Origin of the sequence: Pseudomonas imrae, from assembly GCF_046352735.2 — a bacterium.
GTDB classification, from domain to species: Bacteria; Pseudomonadota; Gammaproteobacteria; order Pseudomonadales; family Pseudomonadaceae; genus Aquipseudomonas; species Aquipseudomonas imrae.
Map to the genome: position 1 here is coordinate 1,426,533 of NZ_CP110853.2, position 26,938 is coordinate 1,453,470.

The 26,938-nt window shown below is 57.5% G+C and carries 22 protein-coding genes, 4 tRNA genes and 1 riboswitch; of the genes, 17 read left to right on the top strand and 9 right to left on the bottom strand.

Annotated features, from left to right (window positions below; translation table 11 throughout):
- Window positions 1–4: 4 nt before the first annotated feature.
- On the bottom strand, window positions 5–5,062 hold the full coding sequence (locus tag OQ460_RS06530; RefSeq protein WP_410021043.1) for a dermonecrotic toxin domain-containing protein: 5,058 nt from the start codon (window positions 5,060–5,062) through the stop codon (window positions 5–7).
- 300 nt (window positions 5,063–5,362) lie between these two features.
- Here OQ460_RS06530 and OQ460_RS06535 point away from each other — a divergent pair, with 300 nt between their 5' ends.
- The 7 genes from OQ460_RS06535 (at window position 5,363) to astE (ending at window position 13,145) form a co-directional block, all read left to right on the top strand.
- Window positions 5,363–6,583: an aspartate aminotransferase family protein gene (locus tag OQ460_RS06535; protein WP_410021044.1), complete on the top strand. Its 1,221-nt coding sequence runs from the start codon at window positions 5,363–5,365 to the stop codon at window positions 6,581–6,583.
- 227 nt (window positions 6,584–6,810) lie between these two features.
- Complete coding sequence (gene aruF / locus OQ460_RS06540) at window positions 6,811–7,830, top strand: arginine/ornithine succinyltransferase subunit alpha (RefSeq protein ID WP_410021045.1); 1,020 nt, start codon at window positions 6,811–6,813, stop codon at window positions 7,828–7,830.
- 50 nt (window positions 7,831–7,880) lie between these two features.
- Window positions 7,881–8,906: an arginine N-succinyltransferase gene (astA, locus tag OQ460_RS06545; protein WP_410021046.1), complete on the top strand. Its 1,026-nt coding sequence runs from the start codon at window positions 7,881–7,883 to the stop codon at window positions 8,904–8,906.
- The gene (gene astD, locus OQ460_RS06550) at window positions 8,903–10,372 is read left to right on the top strand and encodes a succinylglutamate-semialdehyde dehydrogenase (protein WP_410021941.1); all 1,470 of its coding nucleotides are present in this window, start codon (window positions 8,903–8,905) and stop codon (window positions 10,370–10,372) included. Before astA ends, astD begins: the two co-directional genes overlap by 4 nt.
- Window positions 10,373–10,468: 96 nt before the next feature.
- Window positions 10,469–11,815 (top strand): N-succinylarginine dihydrolase, encoded by a 1,347-nt coding sequence (gene astB / locus OQ460_RS06555; protein WP_410021047.1) that lies wholly within the window; start codon window positions 10,469–10,471, stop codon window positions 11,813–11,815.
- 26 nt (window positions 11,816–11,841) lie between these two features.
- On the top strand, window positions 11,842–12,129 hold the full coding sequence (locus OQ460_RS06560; protein WP_003175651.1) for a hypothetical protein: 288 nt from the start codon (window positions 11,842–11,844) through the stop codon (window positions 12,127–12,129).
- 11 nt (window positions 12,130–12,140) lie between these two features.
- On the top strand, window positions 12,141–13,145 hold the full coding sequence (gene astE / locus OQ460_RS06565) for a succinylglutamate desuccinylase (RefSeq protein WP_410021048.1): 1,005 nt from the start codon (window positions 12,141–12,143) through the stop codon (window positions 13,143–13,145).
- Window positions 13,146–13,295: 150 nt separating this feature from the next.
- Here astE and OQ460_RS06570 read toward each other — a convergent pair whose 3' ends face one another.
- Complete coding sequence (locus OQ460_RS06570; RefSeq protein ID WP_410021049.1) at window positions 13,296–13,805, bottom strand: 6,7-dimethyl-8-ribityllumazine synthase; 510 nt, start codon at window positions 13,803–13,805, stop codon at window positions 13,296–13,298.
- Between the two features lie 105 nt (window positions 13,806–13,910).
- Window positions 13,911–14,080, bottom strand: a riboswitch (FMN riboswitch).
- Window positions 14,081–14,271: 191 nt separating this feature from the next.
- On the opposite strand from OQ460_RS06570, the gene ltaE reads away from it, so the two are divergent.
- From ltaE to mgtE, 8 genes are all read left to right on the top strand, one after another.
- Complete coding sequence (ltaE, locus tag OQ460_RS06575; RefSeq protein WP_410021050.1) at window positions 14,272–15,276, top strand: low-specificity L-threonine aldolase; 1,005 nt, start codon at window positions 14,272–14,274, stop codon at window positions 15,274–15,276.
- Between the two features lie 146 nt (window positions 15,277–15,422).
- Window positions 15,423–18,041, top strand: a complete 2,619-nt coding sequence (gene alaS, locus OQ460_RS06580) for an alanine--tRNA ligase (protein WP_410021051.1) — start codon at window positions 15,423–15,425, stop codon at window positions 18,039–18,041.
- A gap of 97 nt (window positions 18,042–18,138) precedes the next feature.
- Entirely contained in the window at window positions 18,139–19,380 is a 1,242-nt protein-coding gene (locus OQ460_RS06585) for an aspartate kinase (RefSeq protein WP_410021052.1), read from the top strand.
- A 183-nt stretch (window positions 19,381–19,563) separates the two neighbouring features.
- The gene (gene csrA, locus OQ460_RS06590) at window positions 19,564–19,752 is read left to right on the top strand and encodes a carbon storage regulator CsrA (protein ID WP_410021053.1); all 189 of its coding nucleotides are present in this window, start codon (window positions 19,564–19,566) and stop codon (window positions 19,750–19,752) included.
- A 62-nt stretch (window positions 19,753–19,814) separates the two neighbouring features.
- Window positions 19,815–19,905 (top strand) — tRNA-Ser (locus tag OQ460_RS06595).
- Between the two features lie 107 nt (window positions 19,906–20,012).
- A tRNA-Arg gene (locus OQ460_RS06600) sits at window positions 20,013–20,089 on the top strand.
- Between the two features lie 72 nt (window positions 20,090–20,161).
- A tRNA-Arg gene (locus OQ460_RS06605) sits at window positions 20,162–20,238 on the top strand.
- Between the two features lie 381 nt (window positions 20,239–20,619).
- The gene (gene mgtE, locus OQ460_RS06610; protein ID WP_410021054.1) at window positions 20,620–22,062 is read left to right on the top strand and encodes a magnesium transporter; all 1,443 of its coding nucleotides are present in this window, start codon (window positions 20,620–20,622) and stop codon (window positions 22,060–22,062) included.
- 106 nt (window positions 22,063–22,168) lie between these two features.
- Here mgtE and OQ460_RS06615 read toward each other — a convergent pair whose 3' ends face one another.
- The 3 genes from OQ460_RS06615 to OQ460_RS06625 all read right to left on the bottom strand — a co-directional run bounded on the left by OQ460_RS06615 (window position 22,169) and on the right by OQ460_RS06625 (window position 23,317).
- The gene (locus tag OQ460_RS06615; RefSeq protein ID WP_410021055.1) at window positions 22,169–22,495 is read right to left on the bottom strand and encodes an Arc family DNA-binding protein; all 327 of its coding nucleotides are present in this window, start codon (window positions 22,493–22,495) and stop codon (window positions 22,169–22,171) included.
- A 392-nt stretch (window positions 22,496–22,887) separates the two neighbouring features.
- Entirely contained in the window at window positions 22,888–23,067 is a 180-nt protein-coding gene (locus tag OQ460_RS06620) for a PA3371 family protein (RefSeq protein WP_410021056.1), read from the bottom strand.
- 25 nt (window positions 23,068–23,092) lie between these two features.
- Complete coding sequence (locus OQ460_RS06625) at window positions 23,093–23,317, bottom strand: hypothetical protein (RefSeq protein ID WP_410021057.1); 225 nt, start codon at window positions 23,315–23,317, stop codon at window positions 23,093–23,095.
- Between the two features lie 334 nt (window positions 23,318–23,651).
- Between OQ460_RS06625 and OQ460_RS06630 the strand changes: the two genes are divergently transcribed.
- A tRNA-Arg gene (locus OQ460_RS06630) sits at window positions 23,652–23,728 on the top strand.
- A 107-nt stretch (window positions 23,729–23,835) separates the two neighbouring features.
- On the opposite strand, the gene OQ460_RS06635 is transcribed toward OQ460_RS06630, so the two are convergent.
- Both OQ460_RS06635 and OQ460_RS06640 read right to left on the bottom strand, forming a co-directional pair.
- Window positions 23,836–24,504: a hypothetical protein gene (locus OQ460_RS06635; RefSeq protein ID WP_410021058.1), complete on the bottom strand. Its 669-nt coding sequence runs from the start codon at window positions 24,502–24,504 to the stop codon at window positions 23,836–23,838.
- A gap of 62 nt (window positions 24,505–24,566) precedes the next feature.
- The gene (locus tag OQ460_RS06640) at window positions 24,567–25,190 is read right to left on the bottom strand and encodes a recombinase family protein (RefSeq protein ID WP_410021059.1); all 624 of its coding nucleotides are present in this window, start codon (window positions 25,188–25,190) and stop codon (window positions 24,567–24,569) included.
- A gap of 212 nt (window positions 25,191–25,402) precedes the next feature.
- Between OQ460_RS06640 and OQ460_RS06645 the strand changes: the two genes are divergently transcribed.
- On the top strand, window positions 25,403–25,762 hold the full coding sequence (locus OQ460_RS06645; RefSeq protein ID WP_410021060.1) for a hypothetical protein: 360 nt from the start codon (window positions 25,403–25,405) through the stop codon (window positions 25,760–25,762).
- Window positions 25,763–25,928: 166 nt separating this feature from the next.
- Here the strand turns inward: OQ460_RS06645 and OQ460_RS06650 are convergent, their stop codons facing one another.
- On the bottom strand, window positions 25,929–26,525 hold the full coding sequence (locus tag OQ460_RS06650; protein ID WP_410021061.1) for a tail assembly protein: 597 nt from the start codon (window positions 26,523–26,525) through the stop codon (window positions 25,929–25,931).
- A gap of 8 nt (window positions 26,526–26,533) precedes the next feature.
- Window positions 26,534–26,878 (bottom strand): hypothetical protein, encoded by a 345-nt coding sequence (locus OQ460_RS06655; RefSeq protein WP_410021062.1) that lies wholly within the window; start codon window positions 26,876–26,878, stop codon window positions 26,534–26,536.
- Window positions 26,879–26,938 lie beyond the last annotated feature (60 nt).

Sequence of the window (26,938 nt, forward strand, 5' to 3'; positions counted from 1 at the left end):
TTCTTTACTGTTCCATCTCTTCTTCGGACTCGTCGGGTGAGGGCACAGGATTCATCTGCTCGTCCAGTCCAACCTCGATCACCCCAAAATCCACAGCGGTGCGCTGGTAGTAGGTGCGCAACATGGCAATCGTTGCCGCTGAAAATGGGTTGCCGTTAAGTTCGAAGTCATCCGCCCAGTCGGGAGCCACTTCGAGGATGTCAGTGGGAAGCTCGGTAATCTGGTTGTTGCTCAAGTTCAAGTGATTGAGGGAGGGAAGGTTGAATGTCCCTTGCGGGACTTCGGTAAGGCCTGCGTTTTCGATCATCAATGTACTTAATCCGGACATCTTGCTGACATTCGGTGTGATTCCCAGTGCATTGTCACCCAGGTCCAGATATCCCAGGTTTTCAAGGCCACTCAACGCGTCGGCCGTGGTTGGCGTCAAGTGGACACTGCTGTGCGTCAGGCTGAGCGTCTTGAGTTTTGCCAGCTTAAAGATATCGAGTGGGATGTCTTGCAATGCATAGCGGTGGATCAGCAGGGTTTCCAATTGGGGGAATTGCTTGAGAAAACCCTCAGGGATCGATGTGGTTTGCACCCCGCTCAGCTCGATCCGGGAGACATGCTTGAATGTGACGTTCAACTTCGGTAAGTCGCCCATCACAGGTAGTGTCGAGGCCAGTTCGTAGGTGTCGCTGAGCGGCTCATGGTTCTCGTCCAGGGGCGCTTCCCGCTGCCAGCATTCCTCCAGCAAGGTCTTGAAGGCTCTTCGAGTGACCTGTTGTTGTGCGCGTACCTGTTCATGCAGCGGGGCGCTCGTGGTCGGATGGTTTTCGGGCACGTCCACTGCCCATTCTTCAAGGTCCGTTTGCAGGCGCTGGTAATCGGCCTTGAGGCGTACGAGCGTCGCCATGACATCGTCTAGACCTCCGGGCAGCTTGAAAATAAACCGGTTGGCCTCGCGGGCGGTGAAGGTTGGATAGAGTTCATGGACCAGGCGACGTTCGTCAAGGTTGGCGTCAGCACCGAAGTGCTCGCCGGTGTCCTGGCAGTAGGTTTTTATCCGTGCAAGCGTTGCGGGTGAAAGCGGATTGCCTGAAAGATCCAAGGCTGCCGCGCGTTCGCGGGGTAGGGTGAAGAGCGCGTCGGGTAACTCATGGATTTGGTTGTCGCTGAGGTCTGCGCGCGTCAATTGGAGGCGATTAGTCAGGCCATGGGGGAGTTGGGTTATCTGGGTTTGATTCAGGTTCAGGGTCTGCAATTCAGACATATGTTCAAGATTGGGCGCAAGCGTCAGCGGATTATTGGCCAGATCAAGAGTTCTAAGCCCGTTCAACGTAGCGAGATTTGTACGGCTTTGATTTGTCAGGCTGATACCGCAGTTGTGTAATCTCAGCTCGTTGAGCCGTGCAAGTGTGTTGAGTTTCGCAGGGAGCGTCTTGAGCGCTATATCGCTGATATTCACACCGCGCAGATTTGGGAAGTGCTCAAGAAAGCCTACAGTACCTCGAGTGGTGGGGTAGCTTTTCAGTTCTAGGTAGGAGATTGCTCTGAGGTCGGTTTTCAGGACAGGCAATTCACCGTATACAGGTCGGGTAAGGAGCAACTGATGGCCGTTGTCATTGGTGTTTTCGAAGTAATTATCCTCCGGGGTCTCGACACGCCAGGCACGGATCAGTTGTTGTTTCCAGAACAGACGATTGTGCTGTTCTGCCTCGAACACCGAGCGACTCAGCGGTAGATCGGTGTCGAGTAAGGTTTTAGGGGTGTTGGAGTGCCAGGTCGATAAGTCTGCTTCCAGTTGCAAAAACTGGTGCTTCAGGCTCTGAAGCGTTTGCTCGGGCGAGCCGGGGTGACTTCTTATAGCGCTCAATGTTTCAGGTATTTCTTCCGGGCGCAGACTGGGGTACAAGTCGAGTAAACGAGCTTCCAAAGAGGGTTGCCGGCTGGTGCCAGGTGTAGCTGGTGGCGCGTGGTAACCGTCCATGCCGCCTGGCAAGCGCATCAGGTTCGGGTCGTACGTGGGTTTGCGCACAGGTGCATCGGCCAGCAATTTTCCCACTTCGGCACGAGGCAGCGCATAGCGGCGCAAGGTTTGTCGCAACACCGGACCTTGACCAATATGAATACCGAGCGCGTCGCGCTGAGCGTCGGGAAGCGCCTGGAGCACGGCGGTGTAAAAATCGGTTTCGCCGAATAGGGTGCCCGTGGCGTTCTCGGGCACGTAGTTGCCTTCGGCTGTACGCACCAGCACTCGCTGAATGGGTGCTTGAGGGTCGCCGATGGCATCGCGAACCGTGCCGGTGCGGTTGAAGTCTGTTACTTCCAAGCGAACCTGTGGCGACCAGCCCGGTAATTTTTCTAACGAATGCAGGGCTAGCCGGTGCGTGTCGCTGCCATCCAGTGCCTTCATATACAGTCCTTCATACGCACGACTGGTTCTGATTTCATGGGCGGCCCAGCGTGCCTGTTCGAGCAGGTGCGACGGCACGCGTCCTTGGTCGATCTCCAGCAACTCCTCTCCGGTGGCTGCGCGCAGTACTTCTTCTGCCGCGCTGAGGGGTAGGCCTGATGTGGTGTCGATGATTTTTTGCAGGCGTGCGTCGTCGGTTTTTTCCTGTCCTCGATAAAGCGAATCAAACAAAGAGGCGCGTTTTTCCGCAGCAGCACGTGCCAGTCTTTTTCGCAGCTTGGCTGCGCGTACCAGCACTGAGGTGCTGGGGTATCCAAACTCTTCTTCCAGCAGGGCTTTGCGTTCTGATTCATCCAGTGTTTCCAGAACGGTTTTCAGAAAGTCACCATTTTTCAGCTGCGCCTCATGAATTTGCGCGACGGCAGCATCGTCCTGGCCCTTTAATTCCCAAACGGTTTCACCTTTGGCATCGATAAACCGAAGCGTCCTGGATTCTGGCCAGAGGCCGGTATTGCTCAATACCCATAGTTGGGTCTGCGGGTTGGCCTGTTGATAGCGCAGGGGATCGTCACTGTTCATCTGATCGATGAAATCCTCCAATTGCTGGTCGATGTCGACGCGCTTGAGTGTGTCGCTCACCAGTGGGGCCGGTGGTTGGCGGTCCATGTACATCTTGCGCAAGGCGTTGTCGTCGATCCCGCTGATTTGACGAACCTGCTCAAGACGCGCCTCACTCAGGGCATCGGCCGACGGCCCCAGGCGGCGCAACAGGGTGTAATGATTCCAGGTCAACGGCTGGTCCACTTCGGTCACCCAGGCGCCTTTGCCATTGCCCATCACCCTTGGGCGGTAGGCGTGCGCGCGGGTCGGGTGTTCAAGGAAGGTGTTGCCGGAACGTTGCCCAACGGCGAAGTGTTGCCCATTGAGGGGCAAGATCTTTTTACGTTCGTGGGCATGCAACCCTTCGCTGTTGGGGCGTGATTCGGCGGGGAGCTTGATGTCGTGAGCGTAGGGTTTCAGGTCGGGGTTCCAGAGGCGAGTTTTGCCGTCGCCACTGGTGACAGGGTGAAGCTTGTCGAAAAATTCCCATAGCTTCTCAGGCAACGCCTGGCGCAGCAAGCCTTCGGCAATCGGTGCACCGGCAGCGAACATGCCCAGTTGGACCATCTGTTCAAAAATCGACATTAGATGCCCGAATGCCTGGTCCTTGAGACCTTCGGCCCAGTCGATGATGCCTTCGAAGGTTTCATCGAGCAGTTGAAAGGCTGTGTAGCCGAGCATCAGGACGCCGAGCGGCGGGATGAACGGTGTGGCGATAAACGCGGCTATTTCCAGAAGGGTCTTGGCGATTTTTTTCAGGATGTCCCAGCGTTGCCAGCGTGCGTTGCTATCGGCATCTGCGGTGGAGACGGCAATTACCTGGGCATCGTTGAGCAGTTTGTCGAGTTTGCCCTCATACAGATGCTCGTACAGGTCGCCGGTGATCTTCGTTGCCGAAAATTGCAGCTTGGGATTGCTCACTGGGTCGTCGCGCCAGGCCGGCTGCGGATCACCGGGCACGGGCTTGTGCCAGACGACCTGTGACAAGCGACTGTTGAGGTTGGCAAAGAAATAGCCCAGGTGTTCATGGTTGATGAAGCGACTGAAAAACTGTTGGTACTCGGCGCTGCGCAGCTTGTCGGTAAGGTCCTGCATGAACGCGGTGCCGTTGGAGTAGTATTTGAGAGGAGCTTGCGGATCGCCGGGAATGTACGCAATCACGGGGGCTTCGCCGCGGTGCACCTCCAGATCTGCAGCGAACAGCACGATACCGGTGAGCGGCGCGTCCATTAAGCTCAGGTCATGGCTGAGCAGCTTCTTGCCTTCCAGCATCATGCCTTCCAGCCCCTGCAACTGGCCTTGAAGTAAATAAAACGCCAAGTCGCTCACATCGTTTTTCAGGCGAGCCATATGCAAGCTGGCCTGCGCTTCGGCTTTCAGGCTCAGGATTACCTTGTTGCGTAACGCGGCCTTGAGCACAGGATTGCTGAAACCGAAGAAGTCCTTGAGATAGGCCTGATATTTTTTCCCGACGTCCAACTCGCGGCACAGCCGGATAAATTGCACGATACTGATTTTGCTCTTCACCGACGGCAGTGTGTCGAACTGGCCGGTGGCGGAAGGTTGGGTAATGAAAGTCGAGTCTGGCGTATAGGCCTTTGGTTCGCTTTCGGCCAAGTCGAAGTTATGCAGAGCCGCTTCCACCAGCGACACGGTCCAGACCTTGGTGCCTCCTGTCGGAATGGGCAGCAGGGGCGTGCTCAAAGGTGCGTATAGGCGCAGGTAGGTCGTGCTGACATCAGCTGTAACGCTAAAACGCTGGTCGAGTGCCGGTTGCAACAAGGATGTCGCGAATTGCTGCGGCGTCTGGAGGGCGGCGAGGGCAGTGTCTACCTGGTTTTGCGCAGCCCAGTTGTTGCCCATTGCCTGTTTGAGCGGCGCATGCTGTTGGCGGCTGGCGCGGACATGCCAATCGCTGAACACGGGGCGAGTGTTTTTCAAGGCCTTGCGCTTGTCACTCGAGGCTTCGCCCAGCCATTGCGCAAGGCGGTTGTGAACCCCGGCAGGGGTGTTGTGTACGGCTTGTACAGCGGCTTGAATGGAAAATTGTGGCACAGGTGTGGTCACGGGTCTGATCCTTCAGTGAGTTGAGACCCCGATATCAAAGCAAGCTCCAATGCCTGGTGAGGCTCAGATAATTAATGCCCGTTGGCGAAAACTGCCGTGCATGGCTCTGCCTCTGAAGGCCTGCAACGTTTAAACTGCGCCATTGCGATGCTATTTGTCGCATTGGCGTAAACCCACGAAAATCATGGGTTGGCGCTATAAGAAGTTGTCGCTTGGCGGCAAGGCCGCGTTGAAAACTGTCCTTACAATCCCTGCATCGCCCGCCAGTTCCAGGCAGGCGTTCCTTTTCAGGAGACTCCGATGTCCGTTGAGCAAGCCCCGGTGCAACGTGCCGATTTCGACCAGGTCATGGTGCCCAACTACGCCCCTGCCGCGTTCATTCCCGTGCGTGGCTCAGGTTCGCGCGTGTGGGACCAGGCCGGTCGCGAGCTGATCGACTTTGCCGGCGGCATCGCGGTCAACGTATTGGGTCATGCGCACCCGGCGCTGGTCGGTGCACTGACCGAACAGGCCAACAAGCTGTGGCATGTGTCCAACGTCTTCACCAATGAGCCGGCCCTGCGTCTGGCGCATAAGCTGATCGACGCCACGTTTGCCGAGCGCGTGTTCTTCTGCAACTCCGGCGCCGAAGCCAACGAGGCTGCGTTCAAGCTGGCCCGTCGTGTAGCGTTCGACCGTTTCGGCAGCGAGAAGTACGAGATCATCGCCGCACTGAACAGCTTCCATGGCCGTACCCTGTTCACCGTCAACGTCGGTGGCCAGTCCAAGTACTCTGACGGCTTCGGGCCTAAAATCACGGGCATCACCCACGTTCCTTATAACGATCTGGCAGCGCTGAAAGCCGCCGTTTCGGACAAGACCTGCGCCGTGGTGCTGGAGCCGATCCAGGGCGAAGGTGGCGTGCTGCCAGCGGAGCTTGCGTACCTGCAAGGCGCCCGGGACCTGTGCGATGCAAACAACGCGTTGCTGGTGTTTGACGAAGTACAGACCGGCATGGGCCGCAGCGGCAAGCTGTTCGCTTACCAGCATTACGGTGTGGTTCCAGACATCCTGACCAGCGCCAAGAGCCTGGGGGGCGGCTTCCCGATCGCCGCGATGCTGACTCGCGAAGACCTGGCCAAACACCTGGTTGTCGGCACCCACGGCACTACGTATGGCGGCAACCCACTGGCGTGTGCGGTAGCCGAGGCGGTGATCGATGTGATCAACACCCCTCAAGTGCTGGCCGGCGTGAATGCCAAGCACGACTTGTTCAAGGCGCGCCTGGAGCAGATCGGCCAGCAGTACGGCATCTTTACCGAGGTGCGCGGCATGGGCCTGCTGATCGGTTGCGTGCTCAGCGATGCGTTCAAAGGCAAGGCCAAGGACGTGTTTAACGCGGCCGAGAAAGAAAACCTGATGATCCTGCAAGCCGGCCCGGACGTGGTGCGTTTTGCTCCGAGCCTGGTGGTGGAAGATGCAGATATCACTGAAGGCCTGGACCGTTTTGAGCGTGCTGTGCAGAAATTGACGCAAGCCTGATGGACCGTTCGGCACCTGGCTAATCGGGTACCGAACACAAATTTTGTATGCCGGAGCGGATCAAATGTGGGAGCGGGCTTGCCCGCGAGTGCAGTGTGTCAGTCAATACATCTGGCGACTGAACCACCGCTTTCGCGGGCAAGCCCGCTCTTACATTTGGACCTGTGTTGAGTCAGGACGTGTCCGGCATTTTTCCTCTATGAGTTTTCGAGTTAAGGAGTGACACCATGCTGGTGATGCGCCCCGCGCAAATGGCTGATCTGGGCGAGGTACAGCGTCTGGCTGCGGACAGCCCGATTGGTGTCACCTCCTTGCCGGATGATGTGGAACGCCTGAGCGACAAGATCGCGGCAAGTGAAGCGTCCTTCGCCGCCGAGGTCAGCTTCAACGGTGAAGAAAGTTATTTCTTCGTACTGGAAGACAGCGCCACCGGCAAGCTGGTGGGATGCTCGGCCATCGTCGCCTCGGCCGGTTACTCTGAACCGTTCTACAGCTTTCGCAATGAAACCTTCGTGCATGCCTCCCGCGAGCTGAAGATCCATAACAAGATCCACGTGCTGTCCCAGTGCCATGACCTTACCGGCAACAGCCTGCTCACCAGTTTCTATGTAGTGCCGGAGCTGGTCGGCTCACCGTGGTCGGAACTCAACTCGCGTGGCCGGCTACTATTCGTCGCCAACCATCCCGAGCGTTTTGCCGATTCGGTGGTGACCGAGATTGTCGGCTACAGCGACGAGAATGGTGATTCGCCATTCTGGGATGCCATCGGCCGCAACTTCTTCGACCTCAATTACGCCGCCGCCGAGCGTCTGTGCGGGCTGAAAAGCCGCACCTTCCTTGCCGAACTGATGCCGCACTACCCGATCTATGTGCCGCTGTTGCCGGATGAAGCCCAGGAAGCCATGGGCCAGGTTCATCCGCGAGCGCAGATCACGTTCGACATCCTGATGCGCGAAGGCTTTGAAACCGACCACTACATCGATATTTTCGACGGTGGACCAACGTTGCACGCACGGGTCTCGGGCATCCGCTCGATCGCCCAGAGCCGTGTGGTGCCGGTGAAGATCGGAGAAATGGTCAAGGGTGTCGGTCGCCAGTATCTGGTCAGCAATGGCCAGTTGCAGGACTACCGTGCAGTGATGCTGGAACTGGACTATGCGCCGGGTAAACCAGTGACACTGGACCTGGAAGCTGCCGAAGCCTTGGGCGTCGGTGAAGGTGCCAGCGTGCGCCTGGTAGCGGTTTAAAGAGAGTTTCACGGGTGGCTTGGAATCAGCGGCCCGCTTGAGGAGATAGCATGATCGTTCGTCCTGTACGCAGCAGCGATTTACCGGCCTTGATTGACCTGGCACGCAGCACCGGCACCGGTCTCACCACCTTGCCGGCCAACGAAGAGCGTCTGGCGCACCGGGTCGGCTGGGCCGAGAAAACCTTTCGCGGCGAAGCCGGGCGCGGTGATGCAGACTACCTGTTCGTGCTGGAAAACGATGAAGGCCGGGTGGTGGGGATTTCCGCCATCGCCGGCGCTGTCGGGCTGCGCGAGCCCTGGTACAACTTCCGGGTCGGCCTGACTGTCAGCGCCTCCCAGGAGTTGAACATTTATCGTGAGATCCCGACGCTGTTCCTGGCCAATGACCTGACGGGCAACTCTGAATTGTGCTCGCTGTTCCTGCATGCCGATTATCGCAGTGGTCTCAACGGCCGCATGCTGGCCAAGGCCCGGATGCTGTTTATCGCCGAGTTCCCGCAGCTGTTCGGCAACAAGATCATCGCCGAGATGCGCGGCGTGTCCAACGATGCCGGGCGCTCGCCGTTCTGGGAAAGCCTGGGCCGGCACTTCTTCAAGATGGAGTTCAGCCAGGCCGATTATCTGACCGGCGTGGGCAACAAGGCATTTATCGCTGAACTGATGCCCAAGTTTCCGCTGTACAGCTGCTTCCTGTCCGAGGACGCGCGCAACGTGATCGGCAAGGTCCACCCGGACACCGAGCCCGCCCTGAGCATGCTCAAGAGCGAAGGTTTCAGCTACCAGGGCTATGTCGATATCTTTGACGCCGGCCCGGCGGTGGAATGTGAAACCAGCAAGATCCGTGCAGTGCGCGACAGCCAGGCGCTGGTGCTGGCCATCGGCACGCCGGGGGACGACGCTACGCCATTCCTGATGCATAACCGCAAGCGTGAGGATTGCCGTATTACCGCCGCACCGGCGCGATTGGCTGCCGGCACCCTAGTGGTCGACCCGCTGACCGCCAAGCGCCTGCAACTGGTGGCTGGCGATCAAGTGCGCGCCGTATCGTTGTCCGCAACCCGGGAGTCGAAATAATGAATTCGTTGTATATCGCAGGTAGCTGGCTGGCCGGACAGGGTGAGCGGGTCGAGTCGTTGAACCCGGTAACCCAGCAGGTGTTGTGGGCAGGCAATGGCGCCACGGTCGAGCAGGTCGAGTCCGCCGTGCAGGCCGCACGCCAGGCTTTTCCGGCCTGGGCCAGTCGTCCGTTGGAAGAGCGCATCAGCGTGCTCGAAACCTTCGCCGATACACTGAAACGCCGTGGCGATGAAATCGCCCGTTGTATCGGTGAAGAAACCGGCAAGCCATTGTGGGAGTCGGCCACCGAAGTCACCAGCATGGCCAACAAGATCGCGATCTCGGTGCAAAGCTATCGTGAGCGTACCGGTGAGAAGAGCGGCCCGTTGGGCGATGCCACCGCCGTGCTGCGCCACAAACCTCATGGTGTGGTGGCGGTGTTCGGCCCCTACAACTTCCCCGGCCACCTGCCGAACGGGCATATCGTCCCGGCCTTGTTGGCGGGCAACACGGTGCTATTCAAACCGAGCGAGCTGACGCCGAAAGTCGCCGAGCTGACCGTGCAATGCTGGATCGAAGCCGGTCTGCCCGCAGGTGTGCTGAATTTGCTGCAAGGTGCTCGGGAGACCGGGATTGCATTGGCGGCCAACCCGGGTATCGACGGTTTGTTCTTCACTGGTTCCAGCCGTACCGGTAACCACCTGCACCAGCAGTTCGCCGGGCGTCCGGACAAGATCCTCGCGCTGGAGATGGGCGGCAACAACCCCTTGGTAGTGGACGAAGTCGCGGATGTGGATGCGGCGGTGTACACCATCATCCAGTCGGCCTTTATTTCTGCCGGCCAGCGTTGCACCTGTGCCCGTCGCCTGCTGGTGCCGCAAGGCGCGTGGGGTGATGCGTTGCTGGCGCGCCTGGTGGCGGTGAGCTCGACGATTGAAGTGGGTGCGTTCGACCAGCAACCGGCGCCGTTCATGGGCTCGGTGATTTCCCTGGCAGCAGCCAACGCCTTGATGCAGGCTCAGGAGCTGATGTTGGCCAATGGCGCCGTGGCGCTGCTGGAAATGACCCAGCCGCAGGGCCAGGCAGCCTTGCTGACCCCTGGCATCATTGACGTGACCGGCGTGACCGAGCGCGAAGATGAAGAACTGTTCGGCCCGCTGTTGCAGGTGATCCGCTACGCAGGTTTTGAAGCGGCAATTGCCGAAGCCAACAACACCCAGTACGGCCTGGCCGCGGGTTTGTTGTCGGACTCTGAAGCGCGTTACCAGCAGTTCTGGCTGCAAAGCCGCGCCGGGATCGTCAACTGGAACAAACAACTGACCGGCGCGGCAAGCACTGCGCCGTTCGGTGGAGTTGGAGCGTCGGGCAATCATCGCGCCAGCGCCTACTACGCGGCGGATTATTGCGCGTACCCGGTGGCCTCGCTGGAAACCCCGAGCCTGGCCGTGCCTGCCACACTTACTCCGGGTATCACACTGATCTGAATGTGGTAGAGGCCCTATGTGGGAGCGGGCTCCCATATTCGATCTGTGGTGTGTTGAAGATTGCCTATAAAAAAAGATATTCGTGGAGCCTCGCCGATGAAATCCTGTGAAGTCAATTTTGACGGTCTCGTGGGGCCGACCCATAACTACGGCGGCTTGTCCTTCGGCAACGTCGCGTCCCAGAGCAACAGCCAGCAGCATTCCAACCCAAGGGAAGCGGCGTTGCAGGGCCTGCAGAAAATGAAAGCCTTGATGGAAATGGGCTTCGTGCAAGGTGTGCTGGCACCACAGGAACGCCCTGATGTGGCAGCCTTGCGCAACCTTGGCTTTGCCGGCACTGACGCACAAGTGATCCAGCAGGCAGCCAGACAAGCCATGCCATTGCTGGTTGCCAGTTGCTCCGCGTCGAGCATGTGGGTGGCCAACGCCGCCACCGTCAGCCCGAGCGCCGACACGGCAGATGGCCGCGTGCATTTCACCGCCGCCAACCTCAACTGCAAATACCATCGCAGTATCGAACACCCCACTACCAGTCGCGTACTTGGGGCGATGTTCGCGGACCAGAAACACTTCGCCCATCACGCCGCATTGCCCGCAGTGGCGCAATTCGGTGATGAGGGTGCGGCCAACCACACGCGCTTCTGCCGTGATTATGGCGAGGCCGGTGTCGAGTTCTTCGTGTTCGGGCGCAGTGCCTTCGATACCCGTTACCCGGCGCCGCAAAAGTACCCGGCGCGACAGACCCTGGAAGCGTCACAGGCGGTTGCGCGCCTGCACGGCCTGCGCGATGAGGGCGTGGTCTTCGGCCAGCAGAACCCGGCAGTGATCGATGCCGGTGTGTTTCACAATGACGTAATCGCGGTGGGCAACGGCGAAGTGCTGTTCTATCACGAGGATGCGTTCCTCAATACCGAGCAAATGCTCGGCGAATTGCAGGGCAAGCTTGGCAAGCTGGGCGGCAATTTCCAGGCTGTGTGCGTACCACGCTCGCAGGTCAGTGTTGAGGACGCCGTACGTTCCTACTTGTTCAACAGCCAGTTGCTGACCCGTGCCGACGGCACGATGCTGCTGATCGTGCCGGAAGAGTGCCGCAACAACGAGCGCGTCTGGCAGTACCTGCAAGGCCTGACCGCGTCCGCTGGCCTGATCCGTGAGGTGAAGGTTTTCGATCTCAAGCAAAGCATGCAGAACGGTGGTGGGCCGGCCTGCCTGCGTCTGCGCGTGGCGTTGAATGAAACTGAGCTGGCGGCGGTGAATCCAGGGGTTATCATGACGCCATCGTTGTACGACACCCTGACCCAGTGGGTCGGCAAGCATTACCGCGACAGCCTGCGCGAGACTGACCTGGCTGACCCGCAGTTGCTGCTTGAGTGCCGGACGGCGTTGGATGAACTGACGCAAATCCTTAAACTGGGCTCGGTTTATCCTTTCCAGATCAATTAACGCCACGTGGCTGAGATATTTTATTTATGACCGACACCCTGAAGCTGATCCTTGAAGACACCGACGGCACCCAGCTGGAAACTTCCTGCACCCGCGTCGCCGTGGTCTGGCAGGGCAAGGAGATCTGGATCCAGCACGATGGCCGTGGCCAACTGCTGATCGGCGTAGACGTGGAGGAAGGCGACGCCGAGTACGCCAACCTGCTGATGCGTCCCCTGGCCACCAACCTGATGAGCCTGCAACTGGAAATGGAACCGGCCGACGTCGAAGGTGATGACGACGATCACGTCCACGGTCCAGGCTGCAACCACTAAGGAAGCTGCTTATGCTCGCCCTCGGCAAACTGCTTGAACTGACCCTCGCCGGTCGTGAACCGGCGCAAAAAATTCAACTGACTGTCGACGGCGTGCAAATGCGCTGGCTCAGCGAGGGCGCACTGGAAGTGCGGCCGCCTGAGGCGCGGGACAACGGCAGCGACCTGCTGCTGTCGTCCGGCATCCATGGCAACGAAACAGCGCCGATCGAGCTGCTCGACCGCTTGTTGCATGGCATCGCCCGTGGGGAGATCAAACCCCGCACCCGTATTCTGTTCCTGTTCGGCAATCCCGAGGCCATGCGCCGCGGCGAGCGTTATCTCGAACTCGACGTCAACCGGCTGTTCAACGGCCGGCATGAAAAGAACATCGGTCCGGAAGCGATTCGCGCGGCCGATCTGGAACAGTTGGCGCGTAACTTCTTCAGCCTGCCCGGCCGCAGTCGCCTGCACTATGACCTGCACACGGCGATTCGTGGCTCCAAAATCGAGCAATTCGCCCTTTACCCGTGGAAAGACGGGCGCCAGCATTCACGTCGTGAGCTGGCCCGCCTTCGTGCGGCCGGCATGCAAGCGGTCTTGCTGCAGAACAAGACCTCGATCACCTTCACTGCGTTTACCTATGAACAGTTGGGCGCCGAGTCGTTTACCCTGGAATTGGGCAAGGCGCGGCCGTTCGGGCAAAACCAGGGCGTTGACGTGTCCCGCCTGGAAACTCGCCTCAAGCAGATCATCGAGGGCAATGAGCCTGATGCTGGCAGCCTCGAGGGTTTGCAACTGTTCAGCGTGGCGCGGGAAGTGATCAAGCACAGCGATGCCTTCCTGATGCACCTGCCGGGGGACGTGGAAAACTTCTCGCCGCTGGAGAAGGGTTACCTGCTGGCCGAGGATGTGGCCAAGACGCGATGGGTGATCGAGGAGGAGGGCGCACGCATCATCTTCCCCAACCCGAAGGTGAAGAACGGTTTGCGTGCCGGGATATTGATCGTGCCAACCACGGATGCTGGACTGGCCTAGATCCCGAGGCCTGGGGCACTCCAAATGTGGGAGCGGGCTTGCTCGCGATGACGGTGAGTCAGTCGACATCTTGGTTGACTGATCCGCCGCTATCGCGAGCAAGCCCGCTCCCACACAAGCCTATTCCCTGATCGGGTTTTACCGTGTTGCTTAGACAGCTACGGCACGCGGCTCGTTGCGGCGGATCGCGCGGACTTTGTGCAAGGTGTCGGCGCAGGTTCTCGCTGCTTCCTCACCTTTGTGGACAAAATGCTCGAAGAAGAACGTCTGGTGCTCCAGGCCTGCGTGGAAATGATGCGGGGTAAGTGATACCGAGAACACCGGTACTTCGGTTTCCAACTGAACCTGCATCAGGCCGCTGACCACCGACTGGGCGACGAACTCATGGCGGTAGATCCCGCCGTCCACCACCAGTGCAGCGGCGACGATGCCCGCGTAACGACCGGACTTGGCCAGCAGCTTGGCGTGCAGCGGCATTTCAAAGGCGCCGCCGACTTCGAAGAAATCGATATCCGACTCCTGATAGCCCTGGGCGATCATTTCGGCGAGGAAGCCTTTACGGCTCTGGTCGACAATATCCTTGTGCCAGCAGGCCTGGATAAAGGCGACGCGCTCGCCGTGGTGGTTCTTGCTTTTGCTGTCGATAGCGGTGGGTTGCATGTTCTGACTCCTGTTTAAGAAAAAAACAGGGCGTTATGAATCGAATGGGATTCAAGAGTACGAACAACCGCGTCATGCAAGCGGCGTGCGGCCCTTGGGTGTCAATCCCGTTCTCTCTTCATCCGGACTATGACCGTCGGCCCCGGGATCACACCGGGTCTGCTGACCTTGGCGCCGTCCTGCACAAGCAGTTCCAGGCACCAAGCGCTCGCGGGCTATACGCATTGCGCGTAATTACCGCCGGTGGGGAATTACACCCCGCCCTGAGAACGTTACTGCCAGAACCCTGGCAGCGGTGAGTTTTTACCATATATTTCGTAAAACTGCATGGGCGGGGTTTTGATAATCCATATCGATTTATTTGCTTGGTATTCCGGCTGGTTGTAGCGAAGACCTTGATATTCATCCGCGATGCCCGCAGTAATCGTCAACAAAATGTGAATTCCCTTGTACCGAGGCTTGCCCGATGACCGTGATTGACCTTCGTAGCGACACCGTGACGCAACCTACCCCCGGCATGCGCGAGGCCATGGCCAATGCCGCCAGTGGCGACGATGTCTATGGTGAAGACCCAAGCGTCAATCACCTGGAAGCCGAGCTGGCCCGGCGCCTGGGGTTCGCGGCTGCGTTGTTCGTGCCCACCGGCACCATGAGCAATCTGCTGGCGTTGATGGCCCACTGTGAGCGAGGCGAGGAATACATCGTCGGCCAGCAAGCCCATACCTATAAGTACGAAGGCGGCGGCGCGGCCGTGCTCGGTTCGATCCAGCCCCAGCCGCTGGAAGTCCAGGCAGACGGTTCGCTGGACCTGGCTCAGGTGGCAGAAGCGATCAAGCCCGATGACTTCCATTTCGCCCGTACCCGTCTGTTAGCGCTGGAAAACACCATGCAGGGCAAGGTCCTGCCCTTGGCGTACCTGGCGGCGGCGCGGGCGTTTACCCGCGAGCATGGTCTGGCCCTGCATTTGGACGGCGCGCGAATCTATAACGCAGCGGTCAAGCTTGGGGTGGATGCCCGGGAAATAGCGCAGCACTTCGACTCGGTGTCGGTCTGCCTGTCCAAGGGGCTTGGTGCGCCCATTGGTTCGGTGTTGTGCGGCAGTGAGGTATTGATTGCCAAGGCCCGCCGTCTGCGCAAGATGGTCGGTGGTGGCATGCGTCAGGCGGGCTCGCTGGCGGCGGCGGCGCTGTATGCCCTGGATCATCAGGTCGAACGCCTGGCCGAAGACCATGCCAACGCCCAATGGTTGGGGGATGAACTGCGCAAGGCTGGGTACTCGGTGGAGCCGGTGCAGACCAACATGGTCTACGTGCAGATCGGTGACCGGGCCCAAGACTTGAGGGCCTTCGCGGCGGGTCGCGGGATCAAGTTGAGTGCTGCGCCGCGACTGCGGATGGTCACGCATCTGGATGTCAGCCGCGAGCAGCTCGAGCGGGTTCTCGCAACATTTGTCGAGTTTTCCCGGAATTGACCGTGCAGACTGTCTAATTGACTGTTTCTATCGCATAAACACGCTGTACCACGGGCAAAGGGCCGATATAATGCGGCCCTTTGCCGTCGCTCCGTCTGATGATGTTGCGCACTGGCCTTTGGCCGCAGCCTCCGTGGAAGAACCTAATGAAAAGCGCAGAAATCCGTGAAGCCTTCCTTCGCTTCTTCGAAGAGCAAGGGCACACTCGTGTCTCCTCCAGCTCCTTGATCCCAGGCAATGACCCAACCCTGCTGTTCACCAACGCGGGGATGAACCAGTTCAAGGACTGCTTCCTGGGCCAGGAGAAGCGCGCATACACCCGCGCCACCAGCAGCCAGAAGTGCGTGCGCGCCGGCGGCAAGAACAGCGATCTGGAAAACGTCGGCTACACCGCTCGTCACCACACCTTTTTCGAAATGCTCGGCAACTTCAGCTTTGGCGATTATTTCAAGCAGGACGCGATCAACTTTGCCTGGACCTTCCTGACCGGCGTGTTGAAGCTACCGAAGGAAAAACTCTGGGTCACCGTGTATGCCACCGATGACGAAGCCTATGACATCTGGACCCAGCAGATTGGTGTACCGGTCGAGCGCATGATTCGCATCGGCGACAACAAGGGCGCCCCGTACGCCTCCGACAACTTCTGGACCATGGGTGATACCGGCCCGTGCGGCCCATGCACCGAGATCTTCTACGATCACGGCGCCGACATCTGGGGCGGCCCGCCGGGTTCGCCGGAAGAAGACGGCGACCGTTACATCGAGATCTGGAACAACGTATTCATGCAGTTCAACCGCACCGCCGATGGCGTGTTGCATCCGCTGCCAGCGCCCTCGGTAGATACCGGCATGGGCCTGGAACGGATCAGTGCGGTGATGCAGCACGTCCACTCCAACTACGAAATCGACCTGTTCAAGAACTTGCTGAGTGCCTCGGCGGCGGCGATCGGTTGCGCCAATGAGGACCAGTCTTCGCTCAAGGTGGTTTCGGACCACATCCGTTCCTGCGGCTTCCTGATTGCCGACGGCGTGCTGCCGTCCAACGAAGGTCGCGGTTATGTACTGCGTCGCATCATTCGTCGCGCCTGCCGCCATGGCAACAAACTGGGTGCCAGCGGTAGCTTCTTCTTCAAGATCGTTGCCGCGCTGGTGGCCGAGATGGGCGAAGCATTCCCGGAGCTCAAGCAGCAGCAAGCCAATATCGAGCGCGTGCTCAAGGCTGAAGAGGAGCAGTTTGCCAAGACGCTTGAACAGGGCCTGAAAATCCTCGAGCAGGATCTGGCTGAACTCAAGGGCACCGTGGTGCCGGGCGACGTGGTCTTCAAGCTTTATGATACCTACGGTTTCCCGATGGACCTGACGGCCGATATCGCCCGTGAGCGCGAGCTGACGGTCGACGAGGCCGGTTTCGAGCGTGAAATGGAAGCCCAGCGCGTACGCGCGCGTTCCGCCAGCTCCTTTGGCCTGGACTACAACACGCTGGTCAAGGTTGACGTGGCCACCGAGTTCACCGGTTATCACGCCACCCAAGGTTCGGCCAAGGTCGTTGCTATCTACAAGGACGGCAAGTCCGTCGACGTACTGAACGAAGGTGAAGAAGGTGTCGTGGTCCTGGACCAGACGCCGTTCTACGCCGAATCCGGCGGTCAGGTTGGCGACTGTGGTTTCCTGAGTTCGACCTCTGGCCGTTTCGATGTGCGCGATACCACCAAGACCGGTGGCGCCTTCCTGCATCACGGTGTGCTGGTACTGGGCAGCTTGACGGTCGGCGCGCCGGTGGACACTCAGGTCGATGCCAATGTGCGTCACGCCACCGCGTTGAACCATTCGGCCACGCACCTGCTGCACGCAGCATTGCGTCAGGTATTGGGCGAACACGTGCAACAGAAGGGTTCGTTGGTCGATAGCCAGCGCCTGCGCTTTGACTTCAGCCATTTCGAGGCTATCAAGCCTGAGCAGTTGAAGGCCCTGGAAGATATCGTCAACGCGCAGATTCGCAAGAACAGCGCGGTGCAAACCGAAGAAACCGATATCGAGACCGCCAAGGCCAAAGGCGCCATGGCTCTGTTCGGTGAGAAGTATGGTGATAACGTGCGTGTGCTGAGCATGGGCGGCAGCTTCTCGGTGGAGCTATGTGGTGGTATCCACGCCAACCGTACTGGCGACATCGGCCTGCTGAAAATCATCAGTGAAGGTGGTGTTGCCTCCGGTGTGCGCCGTATCGAAGCGGTGACCGGTGCTGCAGCCCTGGCTTATCTGAATGCTGCTGAAGAACAACTCAAGGAAGCGGCGACCCTGGTCAAGGGCAGTCGCGACAATCTGATCGACAAGCTTTCTGCTGTACTGGAGCGCAACCGTCAGTTGGAGAAACAGCTGGAGCAGTTGCAAGCCAAGGCCGCCAGCGCCGCGGGCGACGATCTGTCTGCTTCGGCGCTGGACGTCAAGGGCGTGAAAGTGCTGGCTGTGCGCCTGGACGGTCAGGACGGCAAGGCATTGTTGGCCTTGGTCGACCAGTTGAAGAACAAACTCGGCCGCGCAGTGATCCTGCTCGGCAGTGTCCATGAGGAAAAGGTCGTACTGGTTGCCGGTGTGACCAAAGACCTGACTGGCCAACTCAAAGCCGGTGATTTGATGAAACAAGCTGCCGCGGCAGTGGGCGGGAAGGGTGGTGGTCGTCCGGACATGGCGCAAGGCGGTGGTGTTGATGCCGCGGCCCTGGACGCAGCCCTGGCGCTGACTGTTCCGTTTGTCGAGGCAGGTATTTAAGGCGCTGTTAATCGGCCCATGGTCTAGTCATGGGCTTTATCAGTCGCTGGAAGATTTGTTTATTAGGCGCCCCTTTACGGGCTGAGGCGGCTTGGAAATGGCTTTGATCGTACAGAAATTCGGAGGTACCTCGGTCGGCTCTGTCGAAAGAATCGAACAGGTGGCCGACAAGGTTAAGAAATTCCGCGATGCCGGTGATGACCTGGTGGTGGTGTTATCTGCCATGAGCGGCGAAACCAATCGCCTGATCGATCTGGCCAAGGCAATCAGTGGCGATCAGCAACCGCTTCCTCGTGAGCTGGACGTGATCGTGTCTACGGGTGAGCAGGTGACCATCGCCCTGTTGGCCATGGCGCTGAACAAGCGTGGTGTGCCAGCGGTGTCCTACACTGGCAGCCAGGTACGCATTCTGACTGACAGCGCACACACCAAGGCGCGCATCCTGCAGATTGACGATCAGAAGATTCGTGCTGATCTGAAAGAAGGTCGAGTTGTGGTCGTCGCCGGTTTCCAGGGCGTTGACGAAAACGGCAACATCACCACCCTCGGTCGTGGCGGTTCTGACACTACGGGTGTGGCGCTGGCGGCAGCCTTGAAGGCTGACGAATGCCAGATCTACACCGATGTGGATGGCGTTTACACCACAGACCCTCGTGTCGTGTCCGTGGCTCAGCGCCTGGACAAAATAACCTTCGAAGAGATGCTGGAAATGGCCAGCCTCGGTTCCAAGGTGTTGCAGATTCGTGCGGTGGAGTTCGCCGGCAAATACAACGTTCCGCTGCGCGTATTGCACAGCTTCAAGGAGGGTCCGGGCACCCTCATTACTATTGATGAAGAGGAATCCATGGAACAGCCGATCATTTCCGGCATCGCTTTCAATCGCGATGAAGCCAAGCTGACTATCCGTGGCGTGCCAGACACCCCGGGCGTGGCTTTCAAGATTCTGGGGCCCATCAGTGCCGCAAACATTGAAGTCGACATGATCGTGCAGAACGTTGCGCACGATAACACCACCGACTTCACCTTTACCGTGCATCGCAATGAATACGATGCGGCGGAGCGGATCTTGCTAAACACGGCCCGCGAAATTGGTGCTCGTGAAGTGGTGGGGGATACCAAGATCGCCAAGGTATCGATCGTTGGCGTCGGCATGCGCTCCCATGCGGGTGTTGCCAGCCGCATGTTTGAATCCCTGGCCAAGGAAACCATCAATATCCAGATGATCTCTACCTCGGAGATCAAGGTCTCGGTGGTCATCGAAGAGAAGTACCTGGAGCTGGCCGTACGCGCGCTGCATACCGCTTTTGAACTGGATGCCCCTGCCCGACAGGGTGAGTGAAGCATTGCCAGAAAGGCGCGGTTGATCCGCGCCTTTGATTTTTTGTCGGGTAGGTGTGCTGCTGTTGTATCAGGCGTGCTCGACAATACTTGGGCAGACAGGGTTGTAACCTTCAGGTTGCAGTTCCAATGCCTTTTTTTTGCAGACTGTTGTCCCTGAACTGAAATGCGTGAGGAGAAAGGTATGCTGATTCTGACTCGCCGATGCGCAGAAAGCCTGATTATTGGTGATGGCGAAATCACCGTGACCGTGCTCGGCGTCAAAGGTAATCAAGTGCGTATCGGGGTTAACGCCCCGAAAGAGGTAGCTGTCCACCGTGAGGAAATCTACCTGCGGATCAAGAACGAGAAGGACGACGAACCAAGCCATTAATTTTTATCGTTTTTTATGTTTGCAAACGGGGATGAAGCTGGTTAATATACGCCCCGTGTTGCGGAGAGCTGGCCGAGTGGCCGAAGGCGCTCCCCTGCTAAGGGAGTACACCTCAAAAGGGTGTCGGGGGTTCGAATCCCCCGTTCTCCGCCATTATTTGCTTAGAACGTTGCAATCTGTGTTTTTCGGTAAGCTGTTGAAATTACTAGAAAAATAGCTTTACATAGAGATTGAACGGCCTATAATGCGCGGCAACAAATGCACTCGTAGCTCAGCTGGATAGAGTACTCGGCTACGAACCGAGCGGTCACAGGTTCGAATCCTGTCGAGTGCACCATTTAAGAGTTAGTTGCAGTGATGCAGGTAGCTTTGCTTCAGCCAGTTGTGATCTGGTATAAAAACACAATCTGCACTCGTAGCTCAGCTGGATAGAGTACTCGGCTACGAACCGAGCGGTCACAGGTTCGAATCCTGTCGAGTGCACCATACAAACAAAAAGCCCGCCTAGTGCGGGCTTTTTGCCGTCTGGGATATTTGTTTTGTCCCTGCCTGTCGTGCGCCTGTTCGTGGAAATAATCCCAAAGGCTCTCTTTTTTCTCTCGGACCATGTGTTTTCTTTGTGGGCTGTGTCGTCGCAGTTTCATATGTGTGATCAATACTGGCTTTGCTTCGCAAGCGCTTGTTCTTTCCAGTTTTTTAACGTTTAAAACGGCCGGGCGGTGTATCATTGCGCTCGTCAGCCCCGCCGGGGCTTGTGGAATACCTCCATGGACTTACCCAGTAGTTACTCAGTACCCCGTTTTACCAATCATGAATTGACTGATTGAACCTTCCGGCGTGCCCCGCTGCTGGGAGTGGAGTTCGCCTATGACCGAAGTAGAAGTAAAAAAAACGCAAGAAAGCCTGCAGGATCGCCTTGCTCAAGTCGTTGAGCTGCTGCAGCGCCAGCGTGTGGTTGAGGATCTGACCCATCGCCAGGAAGGCCCCCACCAAGACCGGGTCGAAAACCTGGTCCACCGGCAGAACCTTGTCGAGTTGCAACGCAAGCTCGATGATCTGCACTCCGCCGACGTTGCCTATATCCTTGAAGCCTTGCCACTGGACGATCGTCTGACCCTTTGGCAATTGGTCAAGGCAGATCGCGACGGCGACATTCTTCTCGAAGTATCCGATTCGGTGCGTGAAACGCTGATCGCCGACATGGATGATCACGAGCTCCTGGCGGCAGCCAAGGAGATGGATGCCGATGAGCTGGCTGACCTGGCGCCGGAACTACCCCGCGATGTCGTGCATGAGCTCATGGAGACCCTCGACGGCCAGCAGCGTGAGCGCGTTCGCTCCGCGTTGTCCTATGACGAGGATCAGGTCGGCGCGCTGATGGACTTCGAAATGGTGACTATCCGTGAGGATGTCAGCCTGGAAGTGGTTCTGCGTTACCTGCGTCGTCTCAAGGAGTTGCCTGGCCACACTGACAAGCTGTTTGTGGTCGATTACGAAGGCATTCTCAAGGGGGTGCTGCCGATCAAGCGCTTGCTGGTCAATGACCCGGATAAACAGGTCGCGGATGTCATGGCCAGCGATCCGGTGAGCTTTCACCCGGATGAAGATGCCTACGATGCGGCTCAGGCGTTTGAACGTTATGACTTGATCTCCGCCCCGGTGGTCGATAAGAACGGCAAGCTGATCGGTCGTCTGACCATTGACGAAATGGTCGACCTGATTCGTGAGGAAAGCGAAAGCGAAGTCCTCAACATGGCAGGTCTGCGCGAAGAGGAAGATATTTTCGCCTCGGTCTGGAAGTCCCTGCGTAACCGTTGGGCATGGCTGGCGGTAAACCTGATTACGGCGTTTATCGCCTCTCGAGTGATCGGCTTGTTTGAAGGCTCCATCGAGAAGTTGGTGGCGTTGGCTGCGTTGATGCCGATTGTTGCAGGCATTGGCGGCAATTCGGGGAATCAGACGATTACCATGATTGTGCGGGCGATGGCTCTGGACCAGGTGAGCACGGGTAACACCTCGCGGCTGATGCGCAAGGAGTTGGCAGTAGGCCTGATTAATGGCCTGGTGTGGGGTGGCGTTATAGGTGTGGTGGCCTATTTGTTGTATGGCAGTTGGTCCCTGGGGGTAGTGATGACTGCAGCCATGACCCTCAATCTGCTGCTTGCAGCCTTGATGGGGGTCTTGATCCCGATGACCCTGGCGCGTCTCGGTCGTGATCCGGCCATGGGCGCCAGTGTGATGATCACGGCCGTAACGGACAGTGGGGGCTTCTTCATCTTCCTTGGACTGGCAACGATCTTCCTGCTCTGAATCTTCCCCTGCGCAGCCTCTGGAAAGGCTGCGCAAACGGTATGTTTTTCAAAATCCAGGCAAGAAAAAGCCAGCGCAAGGCTGGCTTCAGCTTTCCAATTGCCGACTATTCGGCTTCTGTAGCGGCCTCAGCGTCATGGGCAATCAGCGAGACAAGCGCGTTTTGCTGGCGGTGAGATAGCTGACGGAAACGTTGCAGGAGTTCGCGTTCATGCAGTGACAGCTCGGGGCTGTCCAGTCGCATGCTCAACTCGTCGCCCAGCGCGCCTTCCTGAATAAGGCTTTGCTCCATGCGCGCGATGATTTCGGAGTTCATGCTGCGATGATGATTGCGAGCCACCTCGGCAATGCGTTCCCGCATTCCGTCTGGCAGACGTACGACGAACTTGTCAGCCGTACGGCTGGAATAAATTGCCTGTTTCAATGGGCGCATATATTTAACCGGTTAGTTCAGGGGAGCGGTTTAGGGATTGGCCGCAACATGCGTGTTAGGACAAGGTTTGCTGCCAAATGTTCAACCTCAATTGCAAAGAGGCCGCATCATGCCTCAAATTTGCCGGTTCCCTGGCGTCAATTCTGTGACAAATATTGAGTCGAATGACGGCTTTATGCCAGCACTCCTTCTCGAAATTGTCGACTGGTTGGAGATTTTTTTAACGAACAATCAAGAGACAGATCCGCGTCTATTCCCGATGAGAAGGGCTTGTCGTGTGCGTATCCGGTAGCAATGCTGATAGTTTCAACATTAGTGGCAAATTGCCAATTGGCGAGGGGAAGGCGACATAAGGCAAGACATTCAAGGCTTATGCAGGATATAGGCACTGTTCAACGCAGTACGGGATCAAACTTGAAGCGCCGTCCGATTATGACGGCCAGTATCCATGCAGTGGCAAATATGCCGCTGGCGATAAAGGACACAGTCACAAGCCCGTGCGACAGCATATTGGCGCCTAGAAGGCCGGTGGCCAGGGCTGAGGTCAGAAGTAGCCAGGCTGACTTGTTCATGGATCGCTCCGGTAGTTAAATTCTGTCAGAAAACCCAGTGTTCAGATGTTCTGGCAGGCCGTGCATCCTGAGTCAGTTGTTTTAATGATTGATCATTGGCGGTCATGACCGCCAGTTGTGGTCGCTGCTGGCTTTGGTAGCTGCCTGCTTGAGTGATCTGTGTCATATCCATCTTGCCAGTTCCCTGGAAGTGAAATACCACCAGGACGGCCAAGGCCAGGGAGTTGAGGATCAAGAGGCTGCTGTTCATCGGTGTCGACCCCATGCTGTTGCGTTACCAGACAGTTATGAGTATACAGAAAGCAGCTGTCATGCCAGTTGATATGATTTGATTAAATCCTTTAAAAACAATTAGTTATGATGATTTCAAAATCATGGCTCATTGCAGTTTGCAATGGTGCTGATGTGGTGTAGTGCATTTTGCACGACGAGACTGTCGAAATGTTAACGCGCCCCTGTCTGGCAGATCCGATTGAGGGAAAGGCCGACAACCAAAAAGCTGACGGACGACATGACAAAACTTACCTTGGCCGTTAACATGCACGCCGTCTGTCGCAATGCCATCGGTGGTGCGGCTGTCATTGGTCCCAGTAGCTCAATTGGATAGAGCATCCCCCTCCTAAGGGGAAGGTTGGCCGTTCGAACCGGCCCTGGGACACCATATTATTCAAGGGTTACAGCCGAGTTGGCCGCAAGGGTTAAACAGTTGTGACAGCAGGATGGCAGCATTGGAGTGTGGAATCCGCCACTCCCAGTGCCCCGAGCGGTTTAGTTTTCCAAGTTCATTGACCGCATTAGCAGGCCCCTTTCTCGGGTGTAGGCAGCCCCTATTTCCGCACTCACCAGTTCATCCTTCTTGGGCACAGCGCGCTTGGGCAGTTGCTCATCTGCATACTGTTTCAGCTGAGGAAAGACCCAGGCTTTGTCCGCTGGATCGGTCACATTGTCCTTAAATAGGAAAATGTCTTTCTTCAGCGCCTCCATCCGGGCTATCAATCGACTCGGATCAGCCTTTCCTGACTCTCGCTTGATGTAGTCGATTTCGTCGGCGATTTTTTTCAAGGTTCCACAAACGCCGGTTCTGGCTTCCGTGCGCAGCACGCAATCGTGGCGAGATTTTGTGAGGAACAAACTCTCGGATATCGCATATTCCGATACCCGCTTTGAGTCTACTGCGAGCATTTCCACACCCTGACGAAATGAAGGGTACTGGGATATGCCGGCATAAAGGGTGCCTAAAATGGTCAGATAGATTTTGAGTGACCCCTCCTTGAGCTCAACGTCTGTACCGACTTCTTTGTAGAGGAAAAACTCTGCCCTCACGCCCAGGAACGATTCCAGTTGCGCTTTCAGTGCTACCTCATCGAGGTGTTCTGGAACCGGATCAATATGGAGGTACGCTTGGCAAATTATGCTTTTGTCGATGTAGTCGGCCAATTGGAGTTCCCTTTTTCGCTTCGGCGGAGAAGTGCCGACAGACACGTTAAGCGGCTTGGCCACTATTTTGCAATTGCGGCCATATCTCGAATGCGGAGCACGGTGGTGGTGGAGCAGGCGGCATGCCGGGCCGTTGCTCGAATGCCAAGGCCGGCGCCAAGCAGTTCGGTCACGCGCTTATGCAGATCAGCATCAACGGGGCGCCCCTGGTACTTACCCGCGGCTTTGGCCTTCTCGATACCTTGAGCCTGGCGCTCGCGGCGCTGTTCGTAATCCTTGCGCGCAATAGCGGCCATCATTTCCACGAGCATTGAATTGATCGCACCCAGCATCCGCCCGGTGAACTCGTCCCCTTTGGTGTCCTGCATTCCCTGGTGGCTAGTCGGCAGGTCGAGCGCGACGATGCGAAGGCCCTTTGAGTCGATCGCTGCCTTGAGCTTTTGCCAGTCCTCCACAGGGAGGCGGGATAGGCGGTCTATCGACTCCACCAGCAACACGTCACCCTTGCGTGCATCCTTGAGCAGGCGCAGCAACTCAGGCCGGTCTGAGGTGGCGCCGCTGGCGTTCTCCACGTACACGCTCGCAATGACCTTGTTGTGATCGCTGGCGAATTGCTCGAGCGAGGCACGGGCGCGGCCGGCGTCTTGTTCTTCGGTGGAGGCTCGTAGGTATGCGCGGATGAACATGATGGGTGCCTGTATCAGTTAGGGCGTTCTACTAATACTGTTGCACTTTGGGTGTTCCTTATCAAGCGGGAAGCCTGAAAAAGACAAAATAAGCCTGTATCTGGATAGGCATACCCGTAAATTCCGCAGCGCCTAGCAAGTCGATAATTAGAGTCTATTCTCACCTAGCGGCCATTTAGCCGTTCAAACCATTCCGTAGAAGGAGCTGTGAAATGAGCGCTGAGGATATTAAAAAAGGTATGTTGGTGATGGGGGTAATTCCATCGCTTGAGGATGCTAGCTGGCTGACGGACGAGTACATAGCCAGCCAAGCAGCTGTGGAAAAAGAATACCCAAACCCCGCCGGGGCTACTGGCCAAATAATGAGCGCGCTGGACTATGGGAATCACTTCTACACGACGAACAATGGCCAGCGTTGGCATTGGACTTCAGGGGATAATGTGACCGGCGGCAATTTGAATTGTGGCCAAAAAAATAGTTGGTACTACGACGTTCGTCGCGGGGACAGTTATGTCCCACGCGGACAATGCCCTGGTGGTTTCAGTTGGTACGAACTGAATATCTATCATTAGCAAGGTGTGTTTCGAGGCCTAGGTCGCCTAGGTCGTAGTTGAGCCGTCCAATCTAGTGAAAAGGGGACGACTTAGACCTATGCGTCCACCATACGTAGAAGACATCTCTAGCGGTTTTGGTGAAAGCCAATCAGTGTTCAATTTAACGCCGCCTCGCTTATGGTCTTCAGGCTCGATCTTCCGCATAAATCGCGGCACTGATGATCGCTCCACCCCAGCGCCGGCGGCCGGCACACAGCGACACAGGATTGCCGGAGGCCGTTGTGTTCTTGGCGCTACCGAAGGCGTAGCCGGGGGTGTTCTCGGGCGCGGCGCTGGTTTTGAGGCCGCCGGCCTGGGGGCTTAGCATTTGGATTACGCCGCCGGCGACCATACCCACTCCTGATGCAAACAGCCCGGCTGATACCGGGGGCGCCCAAAACGTGAAGAATGACGCCGCTATAAGCAGTGCACCGACTACCGTTTGCAAAAAGCCAGCGCGCTTACTACCAACGATCACCGGCGCGATGATGATGTCGCCTTTGCCTTGAAACCCAAGCTCACCCTCACTGATATTTTTCTTGCCTCGAAAGATAGCGAAAACGAGCCCGCGAGACTTCGCGTTAGACAGAAACCGTTCAAACCCTGGGATCTGCACTGACAGTGCTTTGATGGCCTCAGCCGGCGTGCGGACGGAGAACTGGTAGGACTTACCGAACTGCCGTAGCTGCCCGTAAAGTTTGATGGTGGTGAGCGGGGCGTATTCGATTGCTGTAGCGGCCATGGGGCCTCCTATGGGTTGGTCGAGGGGGCAGGCAGCCCAAGACGGATGGCGAGCACTGCGCGCGACATATGGGCCTGGTCGATGGTCAGTTGCTCCTGGCGCGGGTCGTAGTTCCACACTCGGTTGTAGATCGTCTCGCTGGCCCGGGCGCCGCGAAATGTACCCCTCAGCAGGTCGGCCGAAACCCTGGCCTCTTCTTCGGCAAAGAAGGGGCCGTCGACTGTCACCTGTTGGCCACCACTGACGTGCTGGACCTCCCACACCGTGTAACCGGCTTCCGGCCCCTGGATCAGTTCGTAGGGTTTGAATTTCTGCGTTTTGCACGCCTCGGTAAAGCGCTCTTGAAACGTCATGTCTTCTTACTCAAAGAATCAGCCGGCTGATGGGCGCTACCTAAACTTGCGTAGCGCACG